19 protein-coding genes are annotated in these 21,400 nt (G+C 59.6%); 9 read left to right on the plus strand and 10 right to left on the minus strand.

Translation table 11 applies throughout. The features are described from left to right. Positions 1–139: 139 nt before the first annotated feature. The 4 genes from MLD04_RS15730 to MLD04_RS15745 all read left to right on the plus strand — a co-directional run bounded on the left by MLD04_RS15730 (position 140) and on the right by MLD04_RS15745 (position 7,385). The gene (locus MLD04_RS15730; RefSeq protein WP_248160398.1) at positions 140–2,314 is read left to right on the plus strand and encodes a DNA topoisomerase III; all 2,175 of its coding nucleotides are present in this window, start codon (positions 140–142) and stop codon (positions 2,312–2,314) included. Between the two features lie 114 nt (positions 2,315–2,428). Further along, positions 2,429–3,157 (plus strand): response regulator transcription factor, encoded by a 729-nt coding sequence (locus MLD04_RS15735; protein ID WP_248160399.1) that lies wholly within the window; start codon positions 2,429–2,431, stop codon positions 3,155–3,157. Then, entirely contained in the window at positions 3,150–4,784 is a 1,635-nt protein-coding gene (locus tag MLD04_RS15740; protein WP_248160400.1) for a FecR domain-containing protein, read from the plus strand. Before MLD04_RS15735 ends, MLD04_RS15740 begins: the two co-directional genes overlap by 8 nt. Positions 4,785–4,817: 33 nt before the next feature. Then, entirely contained in the window at positions 4,818–7,385 is a 2,568-nt protein-coding gene (locus MLD04_RS15745; protein WP_248160401.1) for a CHASE2 domain-containing protein, read from the plus strand. A gap of 34 nt (positions 7,386–7,419) precedes the next feature. On the opposite strand, the gene MLD04_RS15750 is transcribed toward MLD04_RS15745, so the two are convergent. The 9 genes from MLD04_RS15750 to MLD04_RS15790 all read right to left on the minus strand — a co-directional run bounded on the left by MLD04_RS15750 (position 7,420) and on the right by MLD04_RS15790 (position 15,710). Then, a complete protein-coding gene (locus tag MLD04_RS15750; protein WP_248160402.1) occupies positions 7,420–7,845 on the minus strand; it encodes a fibronectin type III domain-containing protein in 426 nt (141 codons plus the stop codon). Between the two features lie 272 nt (positions 7,846–8,117). Continuing rightward, entirely contained in the window at positions 8,118–9,365 is a 1,248-nt protein-coding gene (locus MLD04_RS15755; protein ID WP_282451973.1) for a benzoate/H(+) symporter BenE family transporter, read from the minus strand. Positions 9,366–9,431: 66 nt separating this feature from the next. Beyond that, on the minus strand, positions 9,432–10,211 hold the full coding sequence (gene benD, locus MLD04_RS15760) for a benzoate diol dehydrogenase BenD (protein WP_248160404.1): 780 nt from the start codon (positions 10,209–10,211) through the stop codon (positions 9,432–9,434). After that, on the minus strand, positions 10,208–11,239 hold the full coding sequence (benC, locus tag MLD04_RS15765; RefSeq protein WP_248160405.1) for a benzoate 1,2-dioxygenase electron transfer component BenC: 1,032 nt from the start codon (positions 11,237–11,239) through the stop codon (positions 10,208–10,210). Before benC ends, benD begins: the two co-directional genes overlap by 4 nt. A 20-nt stretch (positions 11,240–11,259) precedes the next feature. Next, positions 11,260–11,751 (minus strand): benzoate 1,2-dioxygenase small subunit, encoded by a 492-nt coding sequence (gene benB / locus MLD04_RS15770; protein WP_248160406.1) that lies wholly within the window; start codon positions 11,749–11,751, stop codon positions 11,260–11,262. Beyond that, complete coding sequence (locus MLD04_RS15775) at positions 11,748–13,121, minus strand: Rieske 2Fe-2S domain-containing protein (protein WP_248160407.1); 1,374 nt, start codon at positions 13,119–13,121, stop codon at positions 11,748–11,750. Before MLD04_RS15775 ends, benB begins: the two co-directional genes overlap by 4 nt. 114 nt (positions 13,122–13,235) lie before the next feature. Next, the gene (gene catA, locus MLD04_RS15780) at positions 13,236–14,177 is read right to left on the minus strand and encodes a catechol 1,2-dioxygenase (protein ID WP_248160408.1); all 942 of its coding nucleotides are present in this window, start codon (positions 14,175–14,177) and stop codon (positions 13,236–13,238) included. Positions 14,178–14,248: 71 nt separating this feature from the next. Continuing rightward, the gene (gene catC, locus MLD04_RS15785; protein WP_058342332.1) at positions 14,249–14,539 is read right to left on the minus strand and encodes a muconolactone Delta-isomerase; all 291 of its coding nucleotides are present in this window, start codon (positions 14,537–14,539) and stop codon (positions 14,249–14,251) included. 49 nt (positions 14,540–14,588) lie between these two features. Next, on the minus strand, positions 14,589–15,710 hold the full coding sequence (locus MLD04_RS15790) for a muconate/chloromuconate family cycloisomerase (protein ID WP_248160409.1): 1,122 nt from the start codon (positions 15,708–15,710) through the stop codon (positions 14,589–14,591). 106 nt (positions 15,711–15,816) lie between these two features. Here MLD04_RS15790 and MLD04_RS15795 point away from each other — a divergent pair, with 106 nt between their 5' ends. Continuing rightward, positions 15,817–16,719, plus strand: a complete 903-nt coding sequence (locus tag MLD04_RS15795; protein ID WP_248160410.1) for a LysR family transcriptional regulator — start codon at positions 15,817–15,819, stop codon at positions 16,717–16,719. A gap of 5 nt (positions 16,720–16,724) precedes the next feature. On the opposite strand, the gene MLD04_RS15800 is transcribed toward MLD04_RS15795, so the two are convergent. Further along, entirely contained in the window at positions 16,725–17,504 is a 780-nt protein-coding gene (locus MLD04_RS15800; protein ID WP_248160411.1) for an IclR family transcriptional regulator domain-containing protein, read from the minus strand. Positions 17,505–17,702: 198 nt separating this feature from the next. Here MLD04_RS15800 and MLD04_RS15805 point away from each other — a divergent pair, with 198 nt between their 5' ends. From MLD04_RS15805 to MLD04_RS15820, 4 genes are read left to right on the plus strand one after another with little or no spacing between them, the layout of a single operon-like run. Next, complete coding sequence (locus MLD04_RS15805; protein WP_248160412.1) at positions 17,703–18,518, plus strand: CoA transferase subunit A; 816 nt, start codon at positions 17,703–17,705, stop codon at positions 18,516–18,518. Between the two features lies 1 nt (position 18,519). Next, complete coding sequence (locus MLD04_RS15810) at positions 18,520–19,296, plus strand: CoA-transferase subunit beta (protein ID WP_248160413.1); 777 nt, start codon at positions 18,520–18,522, stop codon at positions 19,294–19,296. A gap of 8 nt (positions 19,297–19,304) precedes the next feature. Then, positions 19,305–20,507, plus strand: coding sequence for a 3-oxoadipyl-CoA thiolase (gene pcaF / locus MLD04_RS15815; protein ID WP_248160414.1), 1,203 nt, complete (start codon positions 19,305–19,307; stop codon positions 20,505–20,507). Between the two features lie 14 nt (positions 20,508–20,521). Continuing rightward, the gene (locus tag MLD04_RS15820) at positions 20,522–21,310 is read left to right on the plus strand and encodes an alpha/beta fold hydrolase (protein ID WP_248160415.1); all 789 of its coding nucleotides are present in this window, start codon (positions 20,522–20,524) and stop codon (positions 21,308–21,310) included. Positions 21,311–21,400: the final 90 nt, after the last annotated feature.

Here is a 21,400-nt window from a genome sequence, read left to right on the forward strand (position 1 = left end):
GCAAAACTCCTTTGGAAAATTTTGTGGGTGCCCAACAGCGCACAGCACAGGCCTCCAAGTTTACTACACCAGGCAAGGCCCTTGACACCAAACCACCAAAGGGCCACATTCCAACGCCAATCCTGTAACACCCGACACCATGCAACTCTATATTGCCGAGAAGCCCAGTCTGGCCCGCGCCATCGCCGCCGCATTGCCCGGTCCCCACCAGAAAGGTCAGGGCTGGATCCGTTGCGGCAAAGGCGAGGACGCCGCCACCGTCAGCTGGTGCATCGGCCACTTGCTGGAGCCAGCAGAACCCGCCCACTACAACCCGACCTGGAAAAAATGGCGGGGAGAAGACCTGCCCCTGATTCCCGACCGCTGGCAAGTGGTTCCCAAGGACGGTGTCCGCCAGCAACTCAGCGTTCTTGAGTCACTGATCCGGCAGGCAAAGACCATTGTCCACGCCGGGGATCCGGATCGCGAGGGCCAGCTGCTGGTGGACGAGGTACTTCGCTATACGGGCACCAAGGCACCGGTGTTCCGAATCCTGATCAACGATCTCACACCATCGGCCGTTGAGAAGGCCATCCGTGCCCCCCGGGACAACCGGGAATATCGGCGTCTGTCACATTCGGCACTGGCACGACAGCGGGCCGACTGGCTTTACGGGATCAATCTGACCCGCTTTTACACACTGAGTTATCAGCAGCAGGGCGAGCAGGGTGTGTATTCCGTGGGCCGGGTGCAGACACCCGTGCTCGGACTGGTGGTGGAACGGGACACGACGATCGAAAACTTCGAGCCCCGCCCCTACTACCGGATTGACGCCCAGTTCCAGGCCCGGGAGCCGGAGGCCGACCCACAGCCCTTTACCGCCCGGTGGCTCCCGGACGAGTCGTTCGCCGATAGCCTGGACGAAGACAATCGGCTTCTGGATCGCTCCGTTGCCGAGCGCATCGCCCAGAGCGTCGAGGATCGCCCCGGAACCATCGTCGAGTCGCAGTTCCGGGACCGGCCGGAAGCACCGCCTTTGCCTCTGTCCCTCTCGGCCCTGCAGATCGAGGCCGGGCGCCTGTTCCGGATGGGCGCCAAGGAAGTACTGGATACCGCGCAGAATCTCTACGAACGACACCAGCTGATCACCTACCCTCGTTCCGACTGCCGGTACCTGCCGGAGGAGCATTATGGTCAGCGCCAACAGGTGATCAATGCCATCGGGCGCGTTTGCCCGGACCTCGCCGAGGCGACCGGCCAGACAGACACCAACCGGAAAAGCCGGGCATGGGATGATTCCCGGGTGGATGCGCACCACGCCATCATCCCGACCACCCGGCCAACATCGAATGGCAGATTGTCGCAAGCCGAGGCAAGAATCTACGAACTGGTCAGCCGATATTACCTGATGCAGTTCTCGGCCGATGCGATCCATCGGGAGGGGAAGCTGACCGCCCGGGTTGCCGATCACCGGTTCCGGGCAACGGAAACCGCAATCCTCGAACCAGGCTGGAAAACACTGGAACCCAAGCGTCGGGAAGGCCCGTCCGACGCCGCCAAAGCCCCCTTACCCAGGCTGGACAACAACGAACCTGTCCATTGTCAGCAGGCGACCGTCACCGAAAAAAAGACCCAGCCTCCCCAGTACTTTACGGACGCGACCCTGCTGTCGGCGATGACCAACATTGCCCGGTTTGTCAGTGACCGGGAGCTACGAAAAACCCTTCGGGAAACCGACGGCCTGGGCACAGAAGCCACCCGCGCAGCCATCCTCGAGACATTATTCAAGCGGAATTACCTGTTCAGGGAAGGCCGGCACATCCGGGCGACAACCAAAGGGCGGCGCCTGATTGAAGCACTGCCCGAATCCATTACAACGCCAGACCGAACCGCCGTATGGGAGGCCACCCTCGAGAGCATACGCCAGGGTGAGGGTGATCCCCGCGCTTTCCTTGAAACGCTGAAGCGGGAAATTCGCGCTTTTATCAACGCCCCCCTGGGATCACCATCGGACCAGACGACTCCCGATCAGGCCCAGACCGGGCCCCATTGTCCGAAATGCCGGGCACCGATGGTTGAACGGGAGGGTAAATTCGGTCGATTCCATGCCTGCACGCGATACCCGGACTGCCGCGGAACACGCCCCATTGAGGAGGCCACACCAGCCGACGGAACCAGCCAGAAACCCGTGCCCTGCCCCCATTGTTTTTCACCACTGGTCCGCCGGAAAGGCAAAAAAGGCTGGTTCTGGGGGTGCAGTAATTTCCCGGGCTGCCGACAAACAGTAGATGACCTCGACGGGCAGCCGGCCATCAATTTACGCAAATCTACATAACGATACTGATTCGCCCGTTACATTTTGGGATAATCCCCTGAAAATGCAGGGTCTGCCCCTGAATCCCGGGTGTCCAGATACAGACCGGGCAGAAATATCTCCGGAGGAACCAAGATGCGCATTGCTCTGCTTGAAGACGAACACGAACAGGCGCAAAACATCCAGACAATCCTGTCCGATAACGGACACCACTGTGACAGCTTTCCTTCCGGTCAGGCGTTTCTGAGCGCTGTGCTCCATCGTAGCTACGACTTGCTGATCCTGGACTGGCAAATCCCGGACATGACGGGAATTGATGTGCTGGAAGGTGTACGGGCTCAGTTGAACTGGCCGATTCCCGTAGTCTTCCTGACCCAGAGGGACAGTGAAACCGACATCGTCAGGGCCCTGGACGCCGGTGCCGACGACTACCTCTCGAAACCGGCCCGGCCTGCAGAACTGATTGCCCGTATCCACGCACTGGCTCGTCGAAGCAACCCGGACAGCGACAAAGAAGTTCTCCACTACGGTCCGTTCGAGATCAATACCCAGCAGCGCAGCATTACGTTGCATGGTGAGCCGCTGACACTGACCGACAAGGATTTCGATCTCACCCTGTTCCTGTTCCAGAACCAGGGCCGGCTGCTGACTCGGGAAATGCTGCTTGAGCGGGTGTGGGGACTGGCCCGGGACATCAATACCCGTACTGTCGATACGCACATGAGCCGACTTCGGCGCCGGCTCGGGCTGAACCCTGAGAACGGCTTCCGGATCAAAACCATTTATCAGCGAGGCTATCGGCTTGAGGCCATGAAGACAGCCGACGACATGCTGGATACCACTCCCTGTGCGGCGAATGAGTAAACGTCTACTCCCACTGACAACCGTTTTCATTGCGCTGGCGTTCCTGTCCCTTGCGATGCCGGCACATGCCGAACTGTCGTTGACACAGGGGTCGGCCAGCAGCCCTGCGACTGCCACCTCCGGCAGTGTTCCGGAGTGGACATACACCCTTAAATCCGGCGAAACCTTTTCTGACGTTGCCTCGGAACTGCTGGCAACGGGACACAGCGTCGCCCAGCTGAGACAGTACAACCAGCTGTCACAAAACGCCGTCGTCGATACCGGTGACCGTTTCCGCATTCCCCTCAACTGGCTTCGCAGGCAGCCAGAACCGGCCAGGGTTCGGTCGGTCAGCGGCACGGTGCAACTGATCTCCGGCCGGGATGGTCAAAAGCGTCCATTGACGGCCAACAGCCTCGTAAGAGTCGGGGATGAGATCGTTTCCGCTCAGGGAACGGCCACCGTCGAACTTGCTGACGGCTCCGAAGTGCGCCTGTCTCCGGATTCGCGTCTCATGTTCAATCGTCTGACCCAGTATGGAAAGTCGGGTATGGTCGATACGCGCCTGCGCCTGAACAAGGGTGAAGTCCACACCCGCGTCAAGCCAGTCATGGAAGGCGGTGCCCGTTTTGAAATCGAGACGCCGTCGGCAGTTGCGGCCGTCCGCGGAACTGCATTTACCGTCCAGACCTCGCCTGCGGGCACAGAGCTGCAGGTGACTAAGGGCATTGTGGATTTTGGCCCGCGAGGCAAAACCCAGCGGGTTCCCGCCGGTTATGGTGCCAGCCTTTCCACCAATTCAGCAGGCGGCCTGCGCATTCGTCGCTTGCCCCCCGCGCCAGCGGTGGACCCGATTCCGGAGAGCGTCACAAGCCTGCCGGTCGCGTTGCGCTGGTCTGAGGATGGCGCCCCGGCCCATCGAGTGGATATTTTCGAGAAGGACAGCGGCCGATGGATCAAAAGCCGGAAGGTGACTGGTTCCAACTTCGACATCTCCCTTCTGGACAACGGGCAGTACGAGGTTCAGCTCGCCGCCCTGGATAACCGGGGAATGGCCGGCATGCCTGCTTCTCTCCCGCTGAATGTCAACCTGCAGGCGCAGCCCGCAACATTGGTTTCTCCGGCCCCGGGCGCAACCGCTAATGACGATATGCCCGAGTTTCAGTGGAAGCTCAATGGCAGCAACGAGGTTGCCAGGGTCGAGATTGCCGGGGACGACAGCTTCAGTGACCTTATAACAACCAGCGAGTGGGCACCGGAAAACCAGGCGCTGCCCTCCCGGCCGCTGTCACCCGGTGAATATTATTGGCGGGTCGTTACCGAAGCTGGCGGCACGTCCGTCACCGAATCGGAAGCCCGAAAGCTGGTGGTAAACGGCAGCCTGCCGCCCACCCGGATCATCAGCGTGAACTACCTCAACAGCCAGGTCCGCATCTTCTGGGAAAAGGTGAATACTGCCAGCGAGTACCGACTGCAGCTGTCCGAAGGGCCGCAGTTCCACAACATCATCAAGGAAGCAACCCTGGCTGATACTACCGCAGCCTTGCGTCTGATTCCCGGAAGACGGTATTTTGTGCGGCTGAAAGCGCTCTCGAATGGGCCCCTGACCAGCCGCTGGGGACCAGGGAGGGAACTGTACCTGGAATAATCTCTTCAGCAGACACATGACAAAGCGGGGCTCATGAACCGGGATTTGCCAATCATAAGAACGACTCCCTGGAGCCTGGGCCTGATACTCCTTGTCATACTTGCGGCTTTGCAGGCTTCGGCCCTGCCGCAACGGCTCGACTACTGGCTCTACGATACCGCCATCACCTCCCACCCGGCGCCTACTTCCCCGAACGTGGTAGTCGTTGCGATTGATGACCGGAGTCTGGGGCAGCTCGGACGGTGGCCCTGGCCCCGGTCACGCCACGCCGAGCTGATCCGAAAACTGGAAGCCGCGGGTGCGAAAACCATCGTTTTTGACGTGTTGTTTCCGGAGCCATCTACCGATGACGCCGACCTGGCGCGTGCGATGACAACCCACGGCAACGTGGTGCTCCCGGTTTATCTGTCACCACCAACCTCGCAGTACTTGCTGAACGAACAACTCCCGGCCCCCATGCTGGCAGCGGCCGCGTACAACCTCGGTCATGCCCATGTCGAACTGGACAGCGATGGCGTCGCCCGGGGACTCTACCTTTACAACGGCCTTGAACGAACCCTCTGGCCAAGTCTGGCCCTCGCAGCGACAGGCGCGGAGCCAATGCGCCAGGATGATATCGATGTCCCCTCATTCGTGAATGTTCGCAATGAATACCGCGCCGTGCCCATGACCGGCGGTGCGGGGACCCTTCCGACCTACTCCTACGCGCAAGTGCTCCGGCAGCCGCCTTCACCGGAGTTATTCAGGAACAAGGTGGTTTTCGTGGGCGCCACGGCGGCGGGCTTCGGCGATGTTCTGCCGACTCCCTTTTCTGGACTGAGCCGCCCCATGTCCGGTGTCGAGTTCCACGCCAATGCCTATTCAGCTCAGTCCCAGGGGCTGCTCATTCGCACGGCACCCGAGTGGATGGAATACGCACTGTGCCTGCTGACGCTCGCCATGCTTTGCGTGCTCCTGCCCCGCATGCGGCCTACCCGAACCCTTTTTGCATGCCTCGCCACAATGCTTGGGCTCGGCCTGGTATTCCTGGCAGCCCTGTTCGGAGCGAGAGTCTGGATTCCCGTGGCCAACGCTCTGCTGATACCACTGTTCGCATTTCCAGCCTCCAGCGGTCTGCGCCTGGCCATGACCAATCGCTTTCTGAACCGCCAGCTGGATGATCTGGCCCGCAGCCCCCAGGTCTCGCTACCCGAGCCTGGCCGTCGCCATCCGGCCCAACTACTCGACCAGCTGAAAGCCCTGCTCCAGCCGGAAGGTTGGCTGCTGACCACCGGGAAGGACATCCTGTCCTGCAAAGGTCTCGGCACTGGAGACATTCCCGAGCGCCTGACACCCGGACAATGGACACACCTGGACGGAAGGAGCTGGATTTGTCTGCAACGGGGCCCGCAAAGCTATATCCTTGGCCTCACGCTTCCGAACGATCTGGGCCGGGAGGTCATTCAGCGCTATCTGCAACGCCTGGATCTCGATGCCGAAGCGCCCTCTCGCCATTACCATCCGTCCCGGGAAAACATCTCGGCGCGCATCGAACGATTGCGCTCTGCCACCGAGCGGCTGGAGCGGATGCAGCAATTTATCCGCCGCAGTTTCGAACGAATGCCTGACGGGGTCATCGTGACCGACGAACTGGGCGTTATACGGTTCGCCAACGGCCATATCGAGGAGTGGTTCAGAGAACCCATGCCCAGCCTGAACGGGCTTCCTCTGGCCAACCTTCTGGAGGGCCATGACCCCCGCGAGACACCGCCCTGGCACGAGACGGTCTCAGATACCCTCACCCTGCAACAGAGTCGTACGGTAGACCTGCGCATTCATAACAAGGATTTTCTGATCCATTTCGCACCCTTCGCGTTACCCGAGGTGAAGCAGAACGGCATAATCGCCAATATCTCCGACATATCCGAGCTCAGGGAGCAACAACGCCAGCATCGCGAGGCGATTGACTTCATCTCCCACGATGTCCGTTCGCCCCTGGTGTCACAGCTTGCCCTGATTGAGCAACTGAAGCGCGACCCGGCCCACATAGAGCCCTCGCAGCTTGAACAGCTGGGCAAGCTGGCACGACGGAGCTATCACCTCGCCGAGGAATTCGTTCAGCTGGCACGGGCGGAACAGCTCACAGAAACCCGCTTTTACGAATGCGAGTTCCTGGCCATTGTCGAGAATGCCCGGGACAGTGTGAGCGAACAGGCTTCCGAAAAGGGAATCCGGCTTCAGCTACAGGGCACCGAGGATCTATGGCTGAAGGGCAATGCAGAACTGCTGGAACGGGCGGTTATCAATATTCTGACCAACGCCGTTCAGTACAGTCCGGAAGCCTCCACCGTCATTATCCAGGTATTCCGGGCCGGGCACCTTGCCTGCCTGACCATTACGGATGAGGGCAGCGGTATTGATCCCCACGAACTGCCGCATCTGTTCGATCGTTACCGACGTCAGAAAAGCAGCGAGTTGAGTGGCGTACACGGCACCGGCCTCGGACTTTCTTTCGTCAAGACCGTTGTGGAGAAACATCGGGGAGAGATAACGGTGACTTCGACCGCGGGCGAGGGAACTTCCTTTACCATGAAGCTGCCAATTGCCAACCCGCTGACCTGACCGATGACGGTTTCAGATCAGCAGGCGCAATCGCTCAGGAGGCAATGCTCTTGCTCACAACCTCTGAGGGCTCGCTCATCAGGCCGTTGATGTCCTGAACCTGGATCGTGAAGTACCAGGTACCGCTGCTCAGACCATCCACCGTGTAGGACATTGCAGCATCCTCGGCGGCATTATCCACCACCGCTTCCCTATCGAGATTACCGGCGTCCTGACCGTAGCGGATGACGTATTTGTCCAGCTCGCCCATGGCAATGCCCTCGCCATTGACGCGGGTAGAGGGCGCACTCCAGCTCAATACAGCCTTTTTGGCATCGGTTGCCGAAGCCACGCCACTACCCTGTGCTGCCGTAGACTGGGCTGAATCAGACGATGATCCCCCACCGCCACAGCCAGCAAGCAACATGCCGAAGACAATCGCAACACCCCAAGCCTTTGACACTTTAATGACGCTATTCATAAGACTTCCACACCAATTTCTCGTCGATTTTGTGAAATTCTATAAAACGACGGCGATTATCGATGTGAAAGACGTCATCAAGCCAATTACGAAATTGTCAATTTTTCGACAGGTTCTGGTAATTACTTAGGGGAAGATACTGACGCGTGGGCAATTTTTGCCCGAAACAGATTTGAACGCTGACTATGCGAATGAGACCAAAGAATAAGAGTTCAGAACGAGGGCTGCGGACAGCACCAACCACCTATGAGCTCTTCCGGCGGATCGCCAACCTATGCCTTACCTCTCCGGTTAAGTATCAGATAGCACCCAAACCCGATCACCACTCCCCAGAACGCCGAGGACAATCCGAAAAGCGACAATCCGGACGCAGTCACGATAAAGGTAATGAGCGATGCTTCCCGGTGGCTTGGGTCCTCGAGAGCGGCGAAAAGGTTGTTCGCAATAGCTCCCAGCAATGCCAGCCCGGCGAGTAACACGACAAACGCTGCGGGCAATGAGGCGAACAAACCAACGATGGCGCCAGCAAACAGCCCGCCGACCAGGTAAAACACCCCATTGAAAACGCCCGCGATGTAGCGGCGGCGGGGATCTTCATGAGCGTCCTCTCCCGTGCACATTGCCGCAGTGATGGCGGCAACAACGGTCGTGATACCTCCAAAAAATGCCATGGGCAGCGACATCAGACTGGTGATTCCGATCACCGGCTTGGCCCTGACCTGGTACCCGGCCCCTCGGAGAATCGCCATTCCTGGCAGGAACTGACCCGTCAGGCTCACCAAAACCAGGGGAATTGCCAGGCTCAACGTCGACGCCAGGTTCCATTCCGGCTCGATGAACCGGGGAACCGTCAGATGCCAGTGAACGCCATCAAGGGATGCGTCCTGTAGGACAACCGCCAGCCCCACGCCGACGGTCAACAACAGGATCAACGTGTATTTCGGCGCCAGTCGCCGGAAAACAACGTAAGCCACCAGCATGCCTGCGGCCAGTGCTGGCGACGTCTCCAGGCTGGCGAAGGCGTCCACACCGAACTGAAAGAGAATTCCCGCCATCATGCCCGCCGCAACGCCTTTTGGAATGGCTCGCACGAGGACATCAAAGGTACCGGAGATACCGATCAGAAAGATAATGACCGCGGCGGTGATATAGGCGCCCACGGCCTCATGCAACGAAAGATCCGGGAAAAGCGCCACGAGAAGCGCGGTACCGGGCGCCGACCAGGCAGTCACGATCGGTGCCCGCAGCCAGATGGAAAGTACGATGCCGGAGACCGCAGCACCAAGTGAGATGGCCCACACCCACGAGGCCATCATGTCCTGCGACACGCCGGCTTTGGCGGCCGCCTGGAAAAAAATCGCCAACGGACCCGAGTAGGACACCAGGACCGCCAGGAAACCGGCAACCACCGCCGTCAGTGAAAAATCGTTCAACATGCGTCTCATCGATGATTCCTTCTTGTTGCAGTTAATGAGGAGAACGCTAAAAAAAGGCCCCGCGCACTTACGTACCGGGGCCAAGAGGGGTAGACAACTTACCCACTGGACACATCAACGCTTAATACAAACTGTCGGGCAATGGCCCGCTTAACCAAGATCACCCCCTGCCACGGGCAGTATCGTTCCGGTCATATAACTCGCCGCATCCGAGGCAAGGAACAGGATGGGCTCCGCCTGCTCATCCAGGGTGCCGTAGCGTCCCATGAAAGTACTGGTGTTGGTCTGATCGACCAGGGTCTGGTACCAGGCCTTTTCCTGCTCGCCCTGCTCTTCGGTGTTGCGCGGAGTCAGTCGGGGCGGCGCTTCGGTACCGCCCGGTGCGGTCGCGTTCACCCGGATGCCGTGTTCGGCGTATTCAAAGGCCAGGTTCACAGTCATGGCATTGACCCCACCCTTGGCGGCACCATAGGGCACCCGCATCAAACCCCGGGTCGCGACCGAAGACACGTTGACAATGGCTCCGCCCTTCTGTTCCACCATGTAAGGAAGAACCGCTCGACAGCACCACAGGGTCGGGAACAAGGACCGCTGGATTTCCTTCTGGATCTGTTCGGGCTGATAGTGCTCGAAGGGCTGGGCCCAGATGGTGCCACCAACGTTGTTGATCAGGATGTCGATGCGGCCATACTGCTCGTGGGCTTTCGCCATCACCGATTCTGCGCCTTGCCAGGTTTCCAGGTTGGCCTGCACGGCCAGGGCCTCGGCGCCCCGGTCGCGCAACCCGGCGGCAACGCCGTGCACATAGTCCGCTATATCTACCAGGAGCAGGCGGGCACCCTCGGTAGCGGCCAGTTCAGCCACCCTTTGACCGATCCCCTGGGCCGCACCGGTGACCACCATCACCTTGTTGGTGAAACGCGGGTTCATGCCACCTTCTCCTCAACGGCAGACACGCTGGGGTTGAATTTTTCATAGTGGAACGAATTCGGCTCGATGCCCTGCTCACGGAAATAGCCCAGCACGGCGTCCACCATTGGAGGCGGACCACACAGATAGACATCCACGTCGCCCCCGTTAATGGGCGCATCGTCCATATGGTTGGTTACATAACCCTTGAGCGGGTGGTTGCTTTCGTCACTGGCGACGACGGTCTTGAAGGTGAAGTTCTCGATCTCTGCCTCAAACTGCTCCAGGGCGTCGACACACACCAGATCCTCATCGCTGGTCACGCCATAGATCAGGTGGGTCGGCTGGTCACAGCCCTTCTCCCTCAGGCTTTCCAGCATGGCCAGGAACGGCGCCAGGCCAGTGCCACCAGCCAGCATCAGCACCGGACGCTGGACCGGACGAAGATAGAACACCCCCATGGGACCGGTGATGGTGACCTGGTCGCCGGTCTTGGCCTTACCCACAAGCCAGGAACTCATCAGCCCGCCCGGCACGTTACGTATGAGGAAGCTCAGTTCCCGGCTGCCCGGGCGTGAACTGAATGAGTAGGCGCGGGTTTCCTCGGTGCCCGGCACCTGGATGTTGACGTACTGGCCCGGGAGGAAACCAATATCGGTATCCGCCGTAATCCTGAGCTCGATCGCCGTGGAGGAAATCAGGTTGACCTCCGCAACGGTGCCGGAGACCGCTTGGTTGCCGCCCTTGCTGCACAGGGATGCGGCTGCCGGTATCTCGACCACGCAATCACTGGAGGGCACCATCTGACAGGTCAGGACCATGCCCTGACCGGCTTCCTCGTCGGACAACGCTTCGTCAATGTACTCGTCCCCAAGGTCGAAATCGCCCTGATGACAGGCGCCCTTGCAGGTTCCGCAAACGCCATCGGAGCAGTCCATCGGCAGATTGATCTGCGCCCGGTAGGCGGCGTCGAGTACGGTCTCTCCCTCATTGCAGGTGATCATACGGGTGACGCCGTCTTCAAAATTCAACGCGATGTTGTAACTCATGATGATGCCCTCCTCATCAATCACAGGTGGTAAATATCAATCACCTGATTGATGTAATCGTTTTTCAGAACCACCTTCTTCTCGGTGATCAGTGGCTGCTCGCCACTGCAGTCCAGGGTGTAAAAGGACACACCGAAGAAAGACTGGGTTTTGTGATAGCGGTGGCTGTTGGTCTGCCAGTTGAAACGCAGCTTCACGGTGTCACCGTCCCGCTCAAGAATTTCAAGGTTGCTGGTCAGGTGCACCGTACGCGGCTCGGGTATGGAACTGGCGCCAGAACGCTCGGTCTTGAGCCGGTAAACACGATCTTCCAGCCCGTTACGGTTCGCGTAATAGATCAGGGAGATCTCGCTTTGCGGGTCTTCCGTCAGCTGGTCATCGTCGTCCCATGCGGGCATCCAGTAGGTCACCTCTTCGTGGTAGCACTTCAGCCATTCATCCCATTCCCGGTCGTCCAGTAACCGGGCTTCGCGAAACACAAAAGCCTGAATCTGTTCGAAAGAGATGCTCATGCGGAAACCTCCTCTGACAGCGAAATGAAACGCGCACGCTCGGTGTCGATCGCCTTGCTCATCTCTTCCACCCAGTGCTGGTGATGGGTCACGTACAGGCCCTCGTCTTCCGGCCTGGCACCGCTCAGGATCGGCTTCAGACTGATGCGTTCGGCCCACTCGTCTGCACCTTCGATCCAGTGCTGGGCGCCCCGGCTCATGTCATTCCATTTCACACCCTTGGCGTAATAGCCCTCCTGACAGCCCCGGAACTCTTCCAGGTCGTCGGGAGTGCCCATACCGGAGACATTGAAGAAGTCTTCGTACTGACGGATCCGCTTGGCACGGTTCTCGGCCGACTCACCCTTGGGCGCCCAGCAGTAGATGGTGATCTCGGTCTTGTTGACGTCGATCGGACGCAGCACCCGGATCTGGGTGGAAAACTGATCCATCAGGTACACGTTCGGATACAGGCACAGATTCTTGGTGGTGCGGACGATAAAGTCAGCCCGCGCCTCGCCCACTTCCTGTTCCAGACGCTCCAGCTGGTTGTAGACCGGACGCACTTCCGGGTTGGTCAGACGGGTCCACAGCATCATGTGGCCGTTCTCGAAGGAGTAGAAACCGCCCTCGTTGGACCAACTCTTGGCATCCACCGCCTCGGTGCCGCCCTTCTCGTAATTGCGCTGCCCCATGGTGGACAGGTAGTTCCAGTGCACGGTGCTGACGTGGTAACCGTCGGCGCCATTCTCGGCGGTCAGCTTCCAGTTACCCTCGTAGGTGTAAGTAGAGGCACCGCGCAGGATCTCCAGGCCTTCCGGGGCCTGGTCAACAATGGCGTCGATGACCTTGGTGGTCTCGCCCAGGTAGTCTTCCAGCGGCAGAACGTCGGAATTGAGGCTGCCGAACAGGAAGCCACGGTAGTTTTCAAACTTCGGCAGTTCCTTGAGGTCGTGGGAACCATCAACGTTAAAGCTGTCCGGGTAACCTCCCTTCTTCTGATCCTTGGCCTTCAGCAGCTTGCCGTCGTTCTTGAAGGTCCAGCCGTGGAACGGACAGGTGAAGGAGGTCTTGTTGCCCCGCTTCTTGCGGCACAGTGTTGCACCCCGGTGGGTACAGGTGTTCAGAATCGCCTTGAGCTCGCCGTCCTTGGTCCGGGTGATGATCACCGGCTGACGACCTACCGTGGTGGTGTAGTAGTCGCCCGGATTCTCGATCTGGCTCTCGTGGGCCAGGAAAATCCAGTTGCCTTCAAAAATGTGCTTCATCTCGAGCTCAAAGAGCTCCTGGTCGGTGAAGATGCTGCGGTCACAGCGGTAGTGACCGGTTTCCGCATCGGCTTCCACCGCGTTGCGGATCGTTTTCTCAAGTCGGTCGAGTTGGCGAGTCATGTCGTCACTCCTTTTGTTGTTGTGAATACCGTTTCCCGGGCGCGCAGGTCCCCTGGCCGGCCTGCCGAAGCAGACCGGCTGGATCACAAAAACGTTGGGATTAAAGGTTTGGTATTAAGCTGTCTCGCCTTCCAGAGCGCGTTTACGCTCGTGGCGGGTCTGCAGCTCAGGCTTGTCGGTGGATACCAGCTGGATGTTGAACTCCACTTCGGTAAACGGCTTGTTCAGACCGAACTGCTCAGCCCTGGCCGGATCCTCGATGCGGTTGGCTTCAACCACCAGTTCCTCACGGGTGGCGAAGGCGAAGTCATCGTAGGTGTACTCGTCTCCCGCCAGATTGATCTGTGTTGTCAGGTGCTTGTATCCCGGCTTGGAGATAAAGAAGTGGATATGTGCCGGACGATTGCCATGACGACCCAACAGGTTCAACAGAGCCTGGGTAGACCCTTCCGGCGGACAACCGTAGCCAGAGGGAATAATCGAGCGGGCTGTATAGCGACCGTTTTCATCCGTCGTGATCCGACGGCGCAGGTTGTAGTCACTCTGCGACTGATCGAAGTAAGAGTAGTTACCCATGGTGTTGGCGTGCCATACGTCAACGACCGCGTTGGCGACCGGCTGGCCGTCCTCGTCTGTGACCTGGCCGGTCAGGATCATCGTCTCGGCGTTTTCGTCCGAACCGTCATCCATTCGGGCGAAGCCTTCGCTGATCGGTGCGCCTGCCACATAGAGTGGGCCTTCGATAGTGCGCGGCGTACCGCCGGTAAGACCCGCCTGTTCGTCCTCGGCGTCCATCCGGATGTCCAGGTACTTATCCATTCCCAGGCCCGGGGCCAGCAGCGCCGCTTCCCCATTGGCACCAAGGTCGCCCACGTAGTAGACCGCCTGCCAGAATTCCTCGGGAGTGACATCGAAGTCTTCGACGATCTGGAAAATATCGTGCATGACACGGTGAACGATTTTCTTCACACGCTCGTTTCCACCGTCCTGGTTGAAGCCGGCCACTTTCTCCAGCAGGTCCTTTACTTCCGCAGTTTGCATGGTTTTAACGGTCATTGTTGGTCTCCTCGGTGCTTTTGTTGTTGTTGCTCAATTCAGCTCATCGGTTGGCAACACTGTGTTGATGCTTAACGGTCATCCTCGTGGATCGAGGACGGGTGCCGGCACAGAGGCGCGACAGTGATATCCATGTAAGGGAACAGAGGCAGATTGCTGATCAGGTCCTGCAGCTCGGCGTTGTCCGCCACATCGAAGATGCTGACGTTGGCGTAGCTGCCGGCCACCCGCCACAGGTGGCGCCACTTACCCTGCTTCTGCAGATCCTGGGCGTAGGCTTTCTCCCGGGCCTTGATGTCCGCGGCCACTTCGGCGGGCATGTCGTGGGGGATATTCACCTTCATTTCGACTTTGAACAGCATGTGCTTTCCTCCGTTTACTGATCGTTCCGGTCTGATTAGGTCCGTTGCCCTATACCCTTCTGCGGTACTCGGCCAGCTTGTCTTCATCAATTTCGACCCCCAGACCGGGCCCTTCCGGCAGGTCCACGCCGTTGTCATGGAAGTTCAGGGGGTTGACCACGATGTCATCTTTCATCAGTAGCGGACCGAACATCTCGGTGCCCCAGTGCAGGGTCTCGAGCGTGGACCAGGCGTGCAGGGCAGCGGCGGTACCGATGGTGCCTTCCAGCAATGTGCCTCCGTACAGCCCGATACCGGCGGCCTGGGCCACCACAGCCTGCTCCAGTGCCCGGGCCGGACCACCGGCCTTGGCAATCTTCATGGCCACTGCGCCGGCGAAACCGGCAGCGGCCAGGTTGTACAGATCCTTGGCATCGGCCACGGCCTCGTCAGCCAGGATGGGCAGATGGAACTTCTCGGACAGACGCACCAGCGCCGCGTGGTCCTTCATGTGCGTAGGCTGCTCGACCAGATCAATTCCGGCAGCCTGCAACTCGGCCATCCCCTTCGCAGCGGTGGCCTCATCCCACGCCTGATTCACATCCACCCGCACACTGGCACTTTCGCCGACCGCACTCTTGATCGCTGCAACGTGACGAACGTCGTCCATCACCGGACGGGAGCCGATCTTGAGTTTGAAATCACAGTGGCGGCGGGTTTCGATCAGACCGAGGGCTTCCTCGATGTCTTTGGCGGTATCACCGCTGGCAAGTGTCCAGAGCACCGGCATGTGCCGATGGATAGCGCCGCCCAGCAGATCCGACACCGGACGATTCAAGCGCTTGCCCTGCAGATCGAGAAGCGCGGTTTCGATGGCGGACTTGGCCAGGTTGTTGCCACGGGTCGAGCGGTTTACCATTACTCTCAGGGTATTGATGTTATCCGAAGGCTGGCCAACCAGTTGCGGCTTGAAATAGGTGTCTATGGTAAGTTTCACGCTTTCGGGACTTTCCGGGCCGTAGGCCAGGCCACCGATGGTGGTCGCTTCACCCAGTCCTTCAAGGCCGTCAGAGTCCTTCATCCGCACGATCACCATGCTCTGAACGCCCATGGTTGTCATGGAGAGCTTATGAGGGCGGATGGTCGGAATATCGACCAGGATCGTTTCAATGGACTCAATGATGGCGGACATGGACTCTCCGAATCGCAAGTTAAAAAGCCTGTGATTCGAACAGTACGAAGTTTCACGGATATGAACCAATATTGATTAAGTAATAACCAATACCCTGGAGGTATGGATGGAGCTGAGACACTTGCGGTACTTCGTTGCAGTGGCCGAGGAACAGAACCTCACCCGAGCTGCACAAAAGCTGTTCATTGCCCAGCCACCACTCACCCGGGCCATCAAACAACTGGAGGAGGAAATCGGGGTAGACCTGTTTATTCGCAAACCCCGAGGGCTGGAGCTAACGACAGGCGGAGAATATTTTCTGGAACAGGCCCGGCAGATCCTGGACAAGGTAACGGCTACTGTCGGTGATACCCGCCGTATTGCCGAACATCGAAAGACGGTCTTCTCGATCGGTTTCGTGCCATCGGTTTTTTACGGGCAGCTTCCCTTGATGGTGCGGCGCCTGCGTCAGAACAAGAATCTGGAAATTGTGCTCCACGAGCTGAAAACCCGCGAGCAAGTCGAGGCACTCAAGTCCGGCAAGATTGATATCGGATTTGGCCGGCTCATGATCGAGGACCCGGATGTGGAACAGGAGAATCTGTTTGACGAGCCAATGATTGCGGCGGTTCCTGCAGCCCACCCTCTGACCCGCCACCCGCCTTCAATGAAGGAATTGTCGGACGTGCCAATGATCACCTTCCCTTCGGGCCCGGGGCCCAATTTTTCCGACATCACCCAGGGGCTGTTTCACCGACGGGGGTTGCGGGTGCATGTGATCCAGCAGGTCAACGATCTGCAGACCGCTCTATCTCTGGTGGCCTCCGATATGGGATTCACCCTGGTCCCGGAACAGGTCAGGCGCCTGCAAAGAGAGGGCGTAGAATACCTTCCCCTGGAAGACGACAACATCACCACACCGGTCATCGCGTCACGCCGACGGGGCGAAAATCCGAATGCCGTCATGCGACTGACCAACACCATACTGACGGAACTGGTCCAGAATCGGCTGACGGGGCGCTATCCGTAACAATTTCAGCGGGTGACTTCCCGAACCTTCTCCGCCACGGCCTGCAGCCGGGGCAGATACACCTCCAGCAGGGTTGGCATATCCACCCGGGCCGCGTTAGTGCTGATATTCAGGGCGCCCAGCAACTCTCCACTGCCGCTGAATACGGGAACCGCCACCGACCTCAAACCTGAGTCAAGCTCCTGATCCACAATCGCATAGCCCTGCGACCTCGCCTTTGATATCTCCGAACGCAGCGCCTCTTTGGTTGTGATTGAACGGTCCGTAAAGCGCTGCAGCTGCACTTCTTCCAGGACAACATTGAGCTCGCTTTCCGGGAGCTGTGCCAACAACACCCGCCCCATTGAGGTATACGCCGCGGGCAAGCGGGTTCCCACCGACAATGTGATGGCCATCAGTCGATGCTGCGCCGCTGAGCGAACCACGTATACCACGTCCACACCGTCCAGAACGGCCAGTGATGACGACTCCCCCAACTCCGCAGTGATGTCTTCCAGGTATTGCTGAATGACCGCTCGATACTGGTTCGAGGCCTGATAGGCATAGCCCAGTTGCAACACCCGGGGCGTCAACTCGAACTGTCGGCCATGACGCTTAACAAATCCCAGCGCGTGCAGGGTCAGCAGAAAGCGCCTTGCTTTGGCCCTGTCCATGTCGGTGCGGGCAGCCACTTCACTCAGGGTCATTTTCGGGTGCTCGGCGTCAAATGCCTGGAGCACTTCCAGCCCCGAGGCCAGCGCGCCCACGTAATCCCGGTCTCCCGGCTTGAGAATCTGTTCGTCCATTCCGGCTCCTTCAGCGCCTTCCAACGTCAGTGTCAGTGCATGGTAACAGGGTGTTCGCATTCCGAACATCCGTGCATTTTTCGCAGCTGGTGAAATTTTGTACTTGACGACCTGAAAGCAATCACGCCATTATGTTCGCATATAAAACTTATGTTCGCATATCGAACTTTCGACAAGTAACACAAAGGAGACACTGCGATGGCTGAATTCCTCTCCCTTCAGGAAGCGGTGAGCAAACACATCAACAACGGTGACACCGTGGCGATGGAGGGCTTTACCCACCTGATTCCATTTGCCGCGGGCCACGAAATCATTCGCCAGGAAAAGCGCGACCTGACCCTCATCCGGATGACGCCGGACCTGGTGTACGACCAGATGATCGGCGCTGGCTGCGCCAAGAAACTGATTTTCTCCTGGGGCGGCAACCCGGGTGTGGGCTCCCTACATCGACTACGGGATGCCGTCGAGAAAGGCTGGCCGAACAAACTGGAGATTCTGGAGCACAGCCATGCCGCCATGGCCTGTGCCTACGAAGCCGGCGCTGCCGGATTACCGCTGGCCGTGCTGCGCGGATATGTGGGCAGCGACCTGCCCAAGGTGAACGACCAGATCAAATTCATCGAGTGCCCGTTCACCGGTGAGCGCCTGGCCGCGGTGCCATCCGTTCGCCCGGACGTCGCGGTGATCCACGCCCAGCGGGCGGACCGCAACGGCAATGTAGTGATCGAGGGCATCGTCGGTATCCAGAAAGAAGTGGTGCTGGCCGCCAAACGCAGCCTTGTCACCGTGGAAGAAATCGTCGACGACCTGGGCGCCTCCGTAAATGCCTGCGTGCTGCCGTCCTGGGCCATCACGGCCGTTGCCGAGGCTCCCAAAGGCGCCAAACCCTCCTACGCCCTCGGCTACTACGATCGCGACAACGCCTTTTATAAAGACTGGGATGGCATTGCCCGTGACCGCGAGACCTTCCAGGCCTGGCTGAACGACAACGTATTCGAGAAAGGAGTAGCGTGAGATGAGCCTTGAATTTACGTCCTCGGAAATGATGAGTGTCACCGCCGCCCGGGCGCTGACCAACGACATGACCTGCTTTGTGGGCATTGGCCTGCCCAGCGAGGCGGCCAACCTCGCCCGCCTGACCCACGCTCCGGACGTGACCCTGATCTACGAGTCCGGCACACTGCAGACCAAACCGGACGTGCTGCCTTTGTCCATCGGTGACGGCGAGCTCTGCGAATCTGCCCTGACCACGGTGTCGGTCCCGGAGATGTTCCGCTACTGGCTGCAGGGCGGCCACATCAGTGTCGGCTTCCTGGGCACAGCACAGATCGACCGTTTCGCCAACCTGAACACCACCCTGATCGGCGATTACCGCGAACCGAAGGTTCGTCTGCCCGGTGGCGGTGGCGCCCCGGAGATCGCTACCAACGCGAAGGAAGTGTTCATTACCGTGAAGCACTCCAGGCGCACCTTCGTAAAGGACGTGGACTTCGTGACCACCGTTGGCTTCGGTCGCGATGGCAAGGCACGGGACAACGTCCCGAACATCGGCCGCGGCCCCACGGTGGTTATCACCGACCTGTGTAGCCTCAAGCCGGATCCGGAAACCAAGGAGCTGGTGGTCATCTCCCTGCACCCGAATGTGACCCGGGAAGACGTGATCGAGGCCACCGGCTGGGACATCCGCTTCGCGGACCAGCTGGAAACGACCCCTGCACCAACTGCCGAAGAACTGGAAGTGCTGCGCGCCCTGAAAGCCCGTACCCATTCACATCATTCCGGCCAACAGTGAGGTCCACCATGACTGACGTATTTATCTGCCATCCCCGCCGTTCGGCCATTGGCCGCTTCGGTGGCAACCTGGCCAGTGTGCGCCCGGACGACCTGGCGGCGCATATCTTCAAGGCCGTGCTCGAGCAGGCCCCGGAACTGGACCCGGCCACCATCGACGAAGTGATGATGGGCTGCGCTAACCAGGCCGGTGAAGACAACCGCAACCTGGCCCGCATGTCCGCATTGCTGGCTGGTCTGCCCACCTCCGTACCCGGCACCACCCTCAACCGGCTGTGCGGATCCGGGATGGACGCCGTGGGCACGGCCTTCCGCGCCATCCGCGCCGGTGAAATGGATCTGGTACTGACGGGCGGCGTGGAGTCTATGTCCCGTGCCCCGTACGTTATGGGCAAGGCGGACAGCGCCTTCTCCCGGGGCCAGAAGATCGAGGACACCACCATCGGCTGGCGCTTCGTGAACCCACTGATGAAGAAGCAGTACGGCATCGACTCCATGCCCGAAACAGCAGAGAATGTCGCCGAACAGTTCAACATTTCCCGTGAAGATCAGGATCTGTTCGCCTTCCGTTCCCAGCAGAAGACCGCCCGGGCACAGCAGGAAGGTGTATTTGCCGAGGAAATCGTGCCGGTCTCCATCCCGCGCCGCAAGCAGGACCCGCTGGTGTTCGACACCGACGAGCATCCCCGCAGCACCACCCTGGAGAAGCTCGCTTCCCTGCCCACTCCGTTCCGTGACAACGGCAGCGTAACCGCCGGCAACGCGTCCGGCGTCAACGACGGCGCCGCCGCGATGCTGGTGGCCAGCGAAGCGGCAGTAAAAGATCAGGGCCTCACGCCCATGGCGAAAATCCTCGGCATGGCCACCGCCGGAGTAGAGCCGCGCATCATGGGCATCGGCCCGGTACCGGCGGTTCAGAAGCTGCTGGAGAAGCAGAACATAAGCATCGCCGACATCGACGTGATCGAGCTGAACGAAGCCTTCGCCGCCCAGGGCCTGGCCGTCCTGCGTGAGCTGGGCATCGCCGACGACGATCCCCGGGTGAATCCGAACGGCGGCGCCATTGCCCTCGGCCACCCGCTGGGCATGTCCGGCGCCCGTCTGCTGATGACGGCCGCCCACCAGCTGCAGCGCACCGGCGGCCGCTACGCCCTGTGCACCATGTGTGTGGGTGTGGGTCAGGGTATTGCTACACTGATTGAACGGGTCTGAGCGAAGGAGCTTCCATGTCATTTCTGAACCATAACGGCCGTACCCTCTGCTACCGCCTGCTGGGCGACAGCGAGAAGCCCCTGCTGGTACTGGCCCACCCGCTGGGCATGACCCAGGGCGTCTGGGACGATATGTTGCCGGCCCTGCTCAGCAAATTCCGGGTGCTGACCTGGGACCTGCCTGGCCACGGTGCCAGCAGCGCCTGGCCGGACGGCGCCGGGGAAATAACCCCGGACGACCTGGCCCAAGAGGCCCTGACCCTAGCCGAGGTGGCGGACGCCAAAGCCTTCCACTTCGCCGGCACTTCCATCGGCGGTGTGATTGGCCAGCAACTGGTTTCCAAATATGGAGACATGCTGATCTCCGCCACCCTGACCAACACCGGTGCCATCATCGGCAGCCCGGAAGCCTGGAACTTGCGGGCCGCCAACGTTCGCGCCAACGGCCTTGCCGCCATGGCCGGAGAGATTGTGCCGCGCTGGTTCGGTCCGGCAGCCTGCAAGGCACAGCCGGCCCTGCTCGATGGCTGGAAAGTGATCATGGGGCGCGGTGACGACAACAGTTATGCCCTGCTGTGCGAGATGCTCGGCAAGGCGGATTTCCGCGAGAAGCTGCGGGGGCGGGATGTGCCCGTACAGCTGATCGGGGGTGAGGAAGACCTGGCCACTCCGCCGGAATCGCTGAAAATCCTGGCGCAATGCTGCGGGGCACCGGATCCGGTGATTCTGAAAGGGATCGGCCACGTGCCCTCCGTCGAATGCCCGGAGCTGTTGGCCAACCTGCTTCTGAAAAACCTTGGCTGACTGCAAGATCACTGGGCCAACACCCGTTTTTTGGCCCGGTGACTCCGCATAGCCCCACCCTGTTGGGCCGTTAACGAATTCTTGCTTGCC

The organism is Marinobacter koreensis, from assembly GCF_023156285.1.
Lineage (GTDB): Bacteria > Pseudomonadota > Gammaproteobacteria > Pseudomonadales > Oleiphilaceae > Marinobacter > Marinobacter koreensis.

Excerpts from the sequence above, each read along its gene's own strand:
- pcaF (WP_248160414.1), top strand. The coding sequence starts at position 19,305 with ATGACTGACGTATTTATCTGCCATCCCCGCCGTTCGGCCATTGGCCGC.
- MLD04_RS15730 (WP_248160398.1), top strand. The coding sequence starts at position 140 with ATGCAACTCTATATTGCCGAGAAGCCCAGTCTGGCCCGCGCCATCGCC.
- MLD04_RS15820 (WP_248160415.1), top strand. The coding sequence starts at position 20,522 with ATGTCATTTCTGAACCATAACGGCCGTACCCTCTGCTACCGCCTGCTG.
- MLD04_RS15740 (WP_248160400.1), top strand. The coding sequence starts at position 3,150 with ATGAGTAAACGTCTACTCCCACTGACAACCGTTTTCATTGCGCTGGCG.
- catA (WP_248160408.1), bottom strand. The coding sequence starts at position 14,177 with ATGACCGTTAAAACCATGCAAACTGCGGAAGTAAAGGACCTGCTGGAG.
- benC (WP_248160405.1), bottom strand. The coding sequence starts at position 11,239 with ATGAGTTACAACATCGCGTTGAATTTTGAAGACGGCGTCACCCGTATG.
- MLD04_RS15790 (WP_248160409.1), bottom strand. The coding sequence starts at position 15,710 with ATGTCCGCCATCATTGAGTCCATTGAAACGATCCTGGTCGATATTCCG.
- MLD04_RS15805 (WP_248160412.1), top strand. The coding sequence starts at position 17,703 with ATGGCTGAATTCCTCTCCCTTCAGGAAGCGGTGAGCAAACACATCAAC.
- benD (WP_248160404.1), bottom strand. The coding sequence starts at position 10,211 with ATGAACCCGCGTTTCACCAACAAGGTGATGGTGGTCACCGGTGCGGCC.
- MLD04_RS15745 (WP_248160401.1), top strand. The coding sequence starts at position 4,818 with ATGAACCGGGATTTGCCAATCATAAGAACGACTCCCTGGAGCCTGGGC.
- MLD04_RS15775 (WP_248160407.1), bottom strand. The coding sequence starts at position 13,121 with ATGACTCGCCAACTCGACCGACTTGAGAAAACGATCCGCAACGCGGTG.
- benB (WP_248160406.1), bottom strand. The coding sequence starts at position 11,751 with ATGAGCATCTCTTTCGAACAGATTCAGGCTTTTGTGTTTCGCGAAGCC.
- catC (WP_058342332.1), bottom strand. The coding sequence starts at position 14,539 with ATGCTGTTCAAAGTCGAAATGAAGGTGAATATCCCCCACGACATGCCC.
- MLD04_RS15750 (WP_248160402.1), bottom strand. The coding sequence starts at position 7,845 with ATGAATAGCGTCATTAAAGTGTCAAAGGCTTGGGGTGTTGCGATTGTC.
- MLD04_RS15735 (WP_248160399.1), top strand. The coding sequence starts at position 2,429 with ATGCGCATTGCTCTGCTTGAAGACGAACACGAACAGGCGCAAAACATC.
- MLD04_RS15810 (WP_248160413.1), top strand. The coding sequence starts at position 18,520 with ATGAGCCTTGAATTTACGTCCTCGGAAATGATGAGTGTCACCGCCGCC.
- MLD04_RS15800 (WP_248160411.1), bottom strand. The coding sequence starts at position 17,504 with ATGGACGAACAGATTCTCAAGCCGGGAGACCGGGATTACGTGGGCGCG.
- MLD04_RS15795 (WP_248160410.1), top strand. The coding sequence starts at position 15,817 with ATGGAGCTGAGACACTTGCGGTACTTCGTTGCAGTGGCCGAGGAACAG.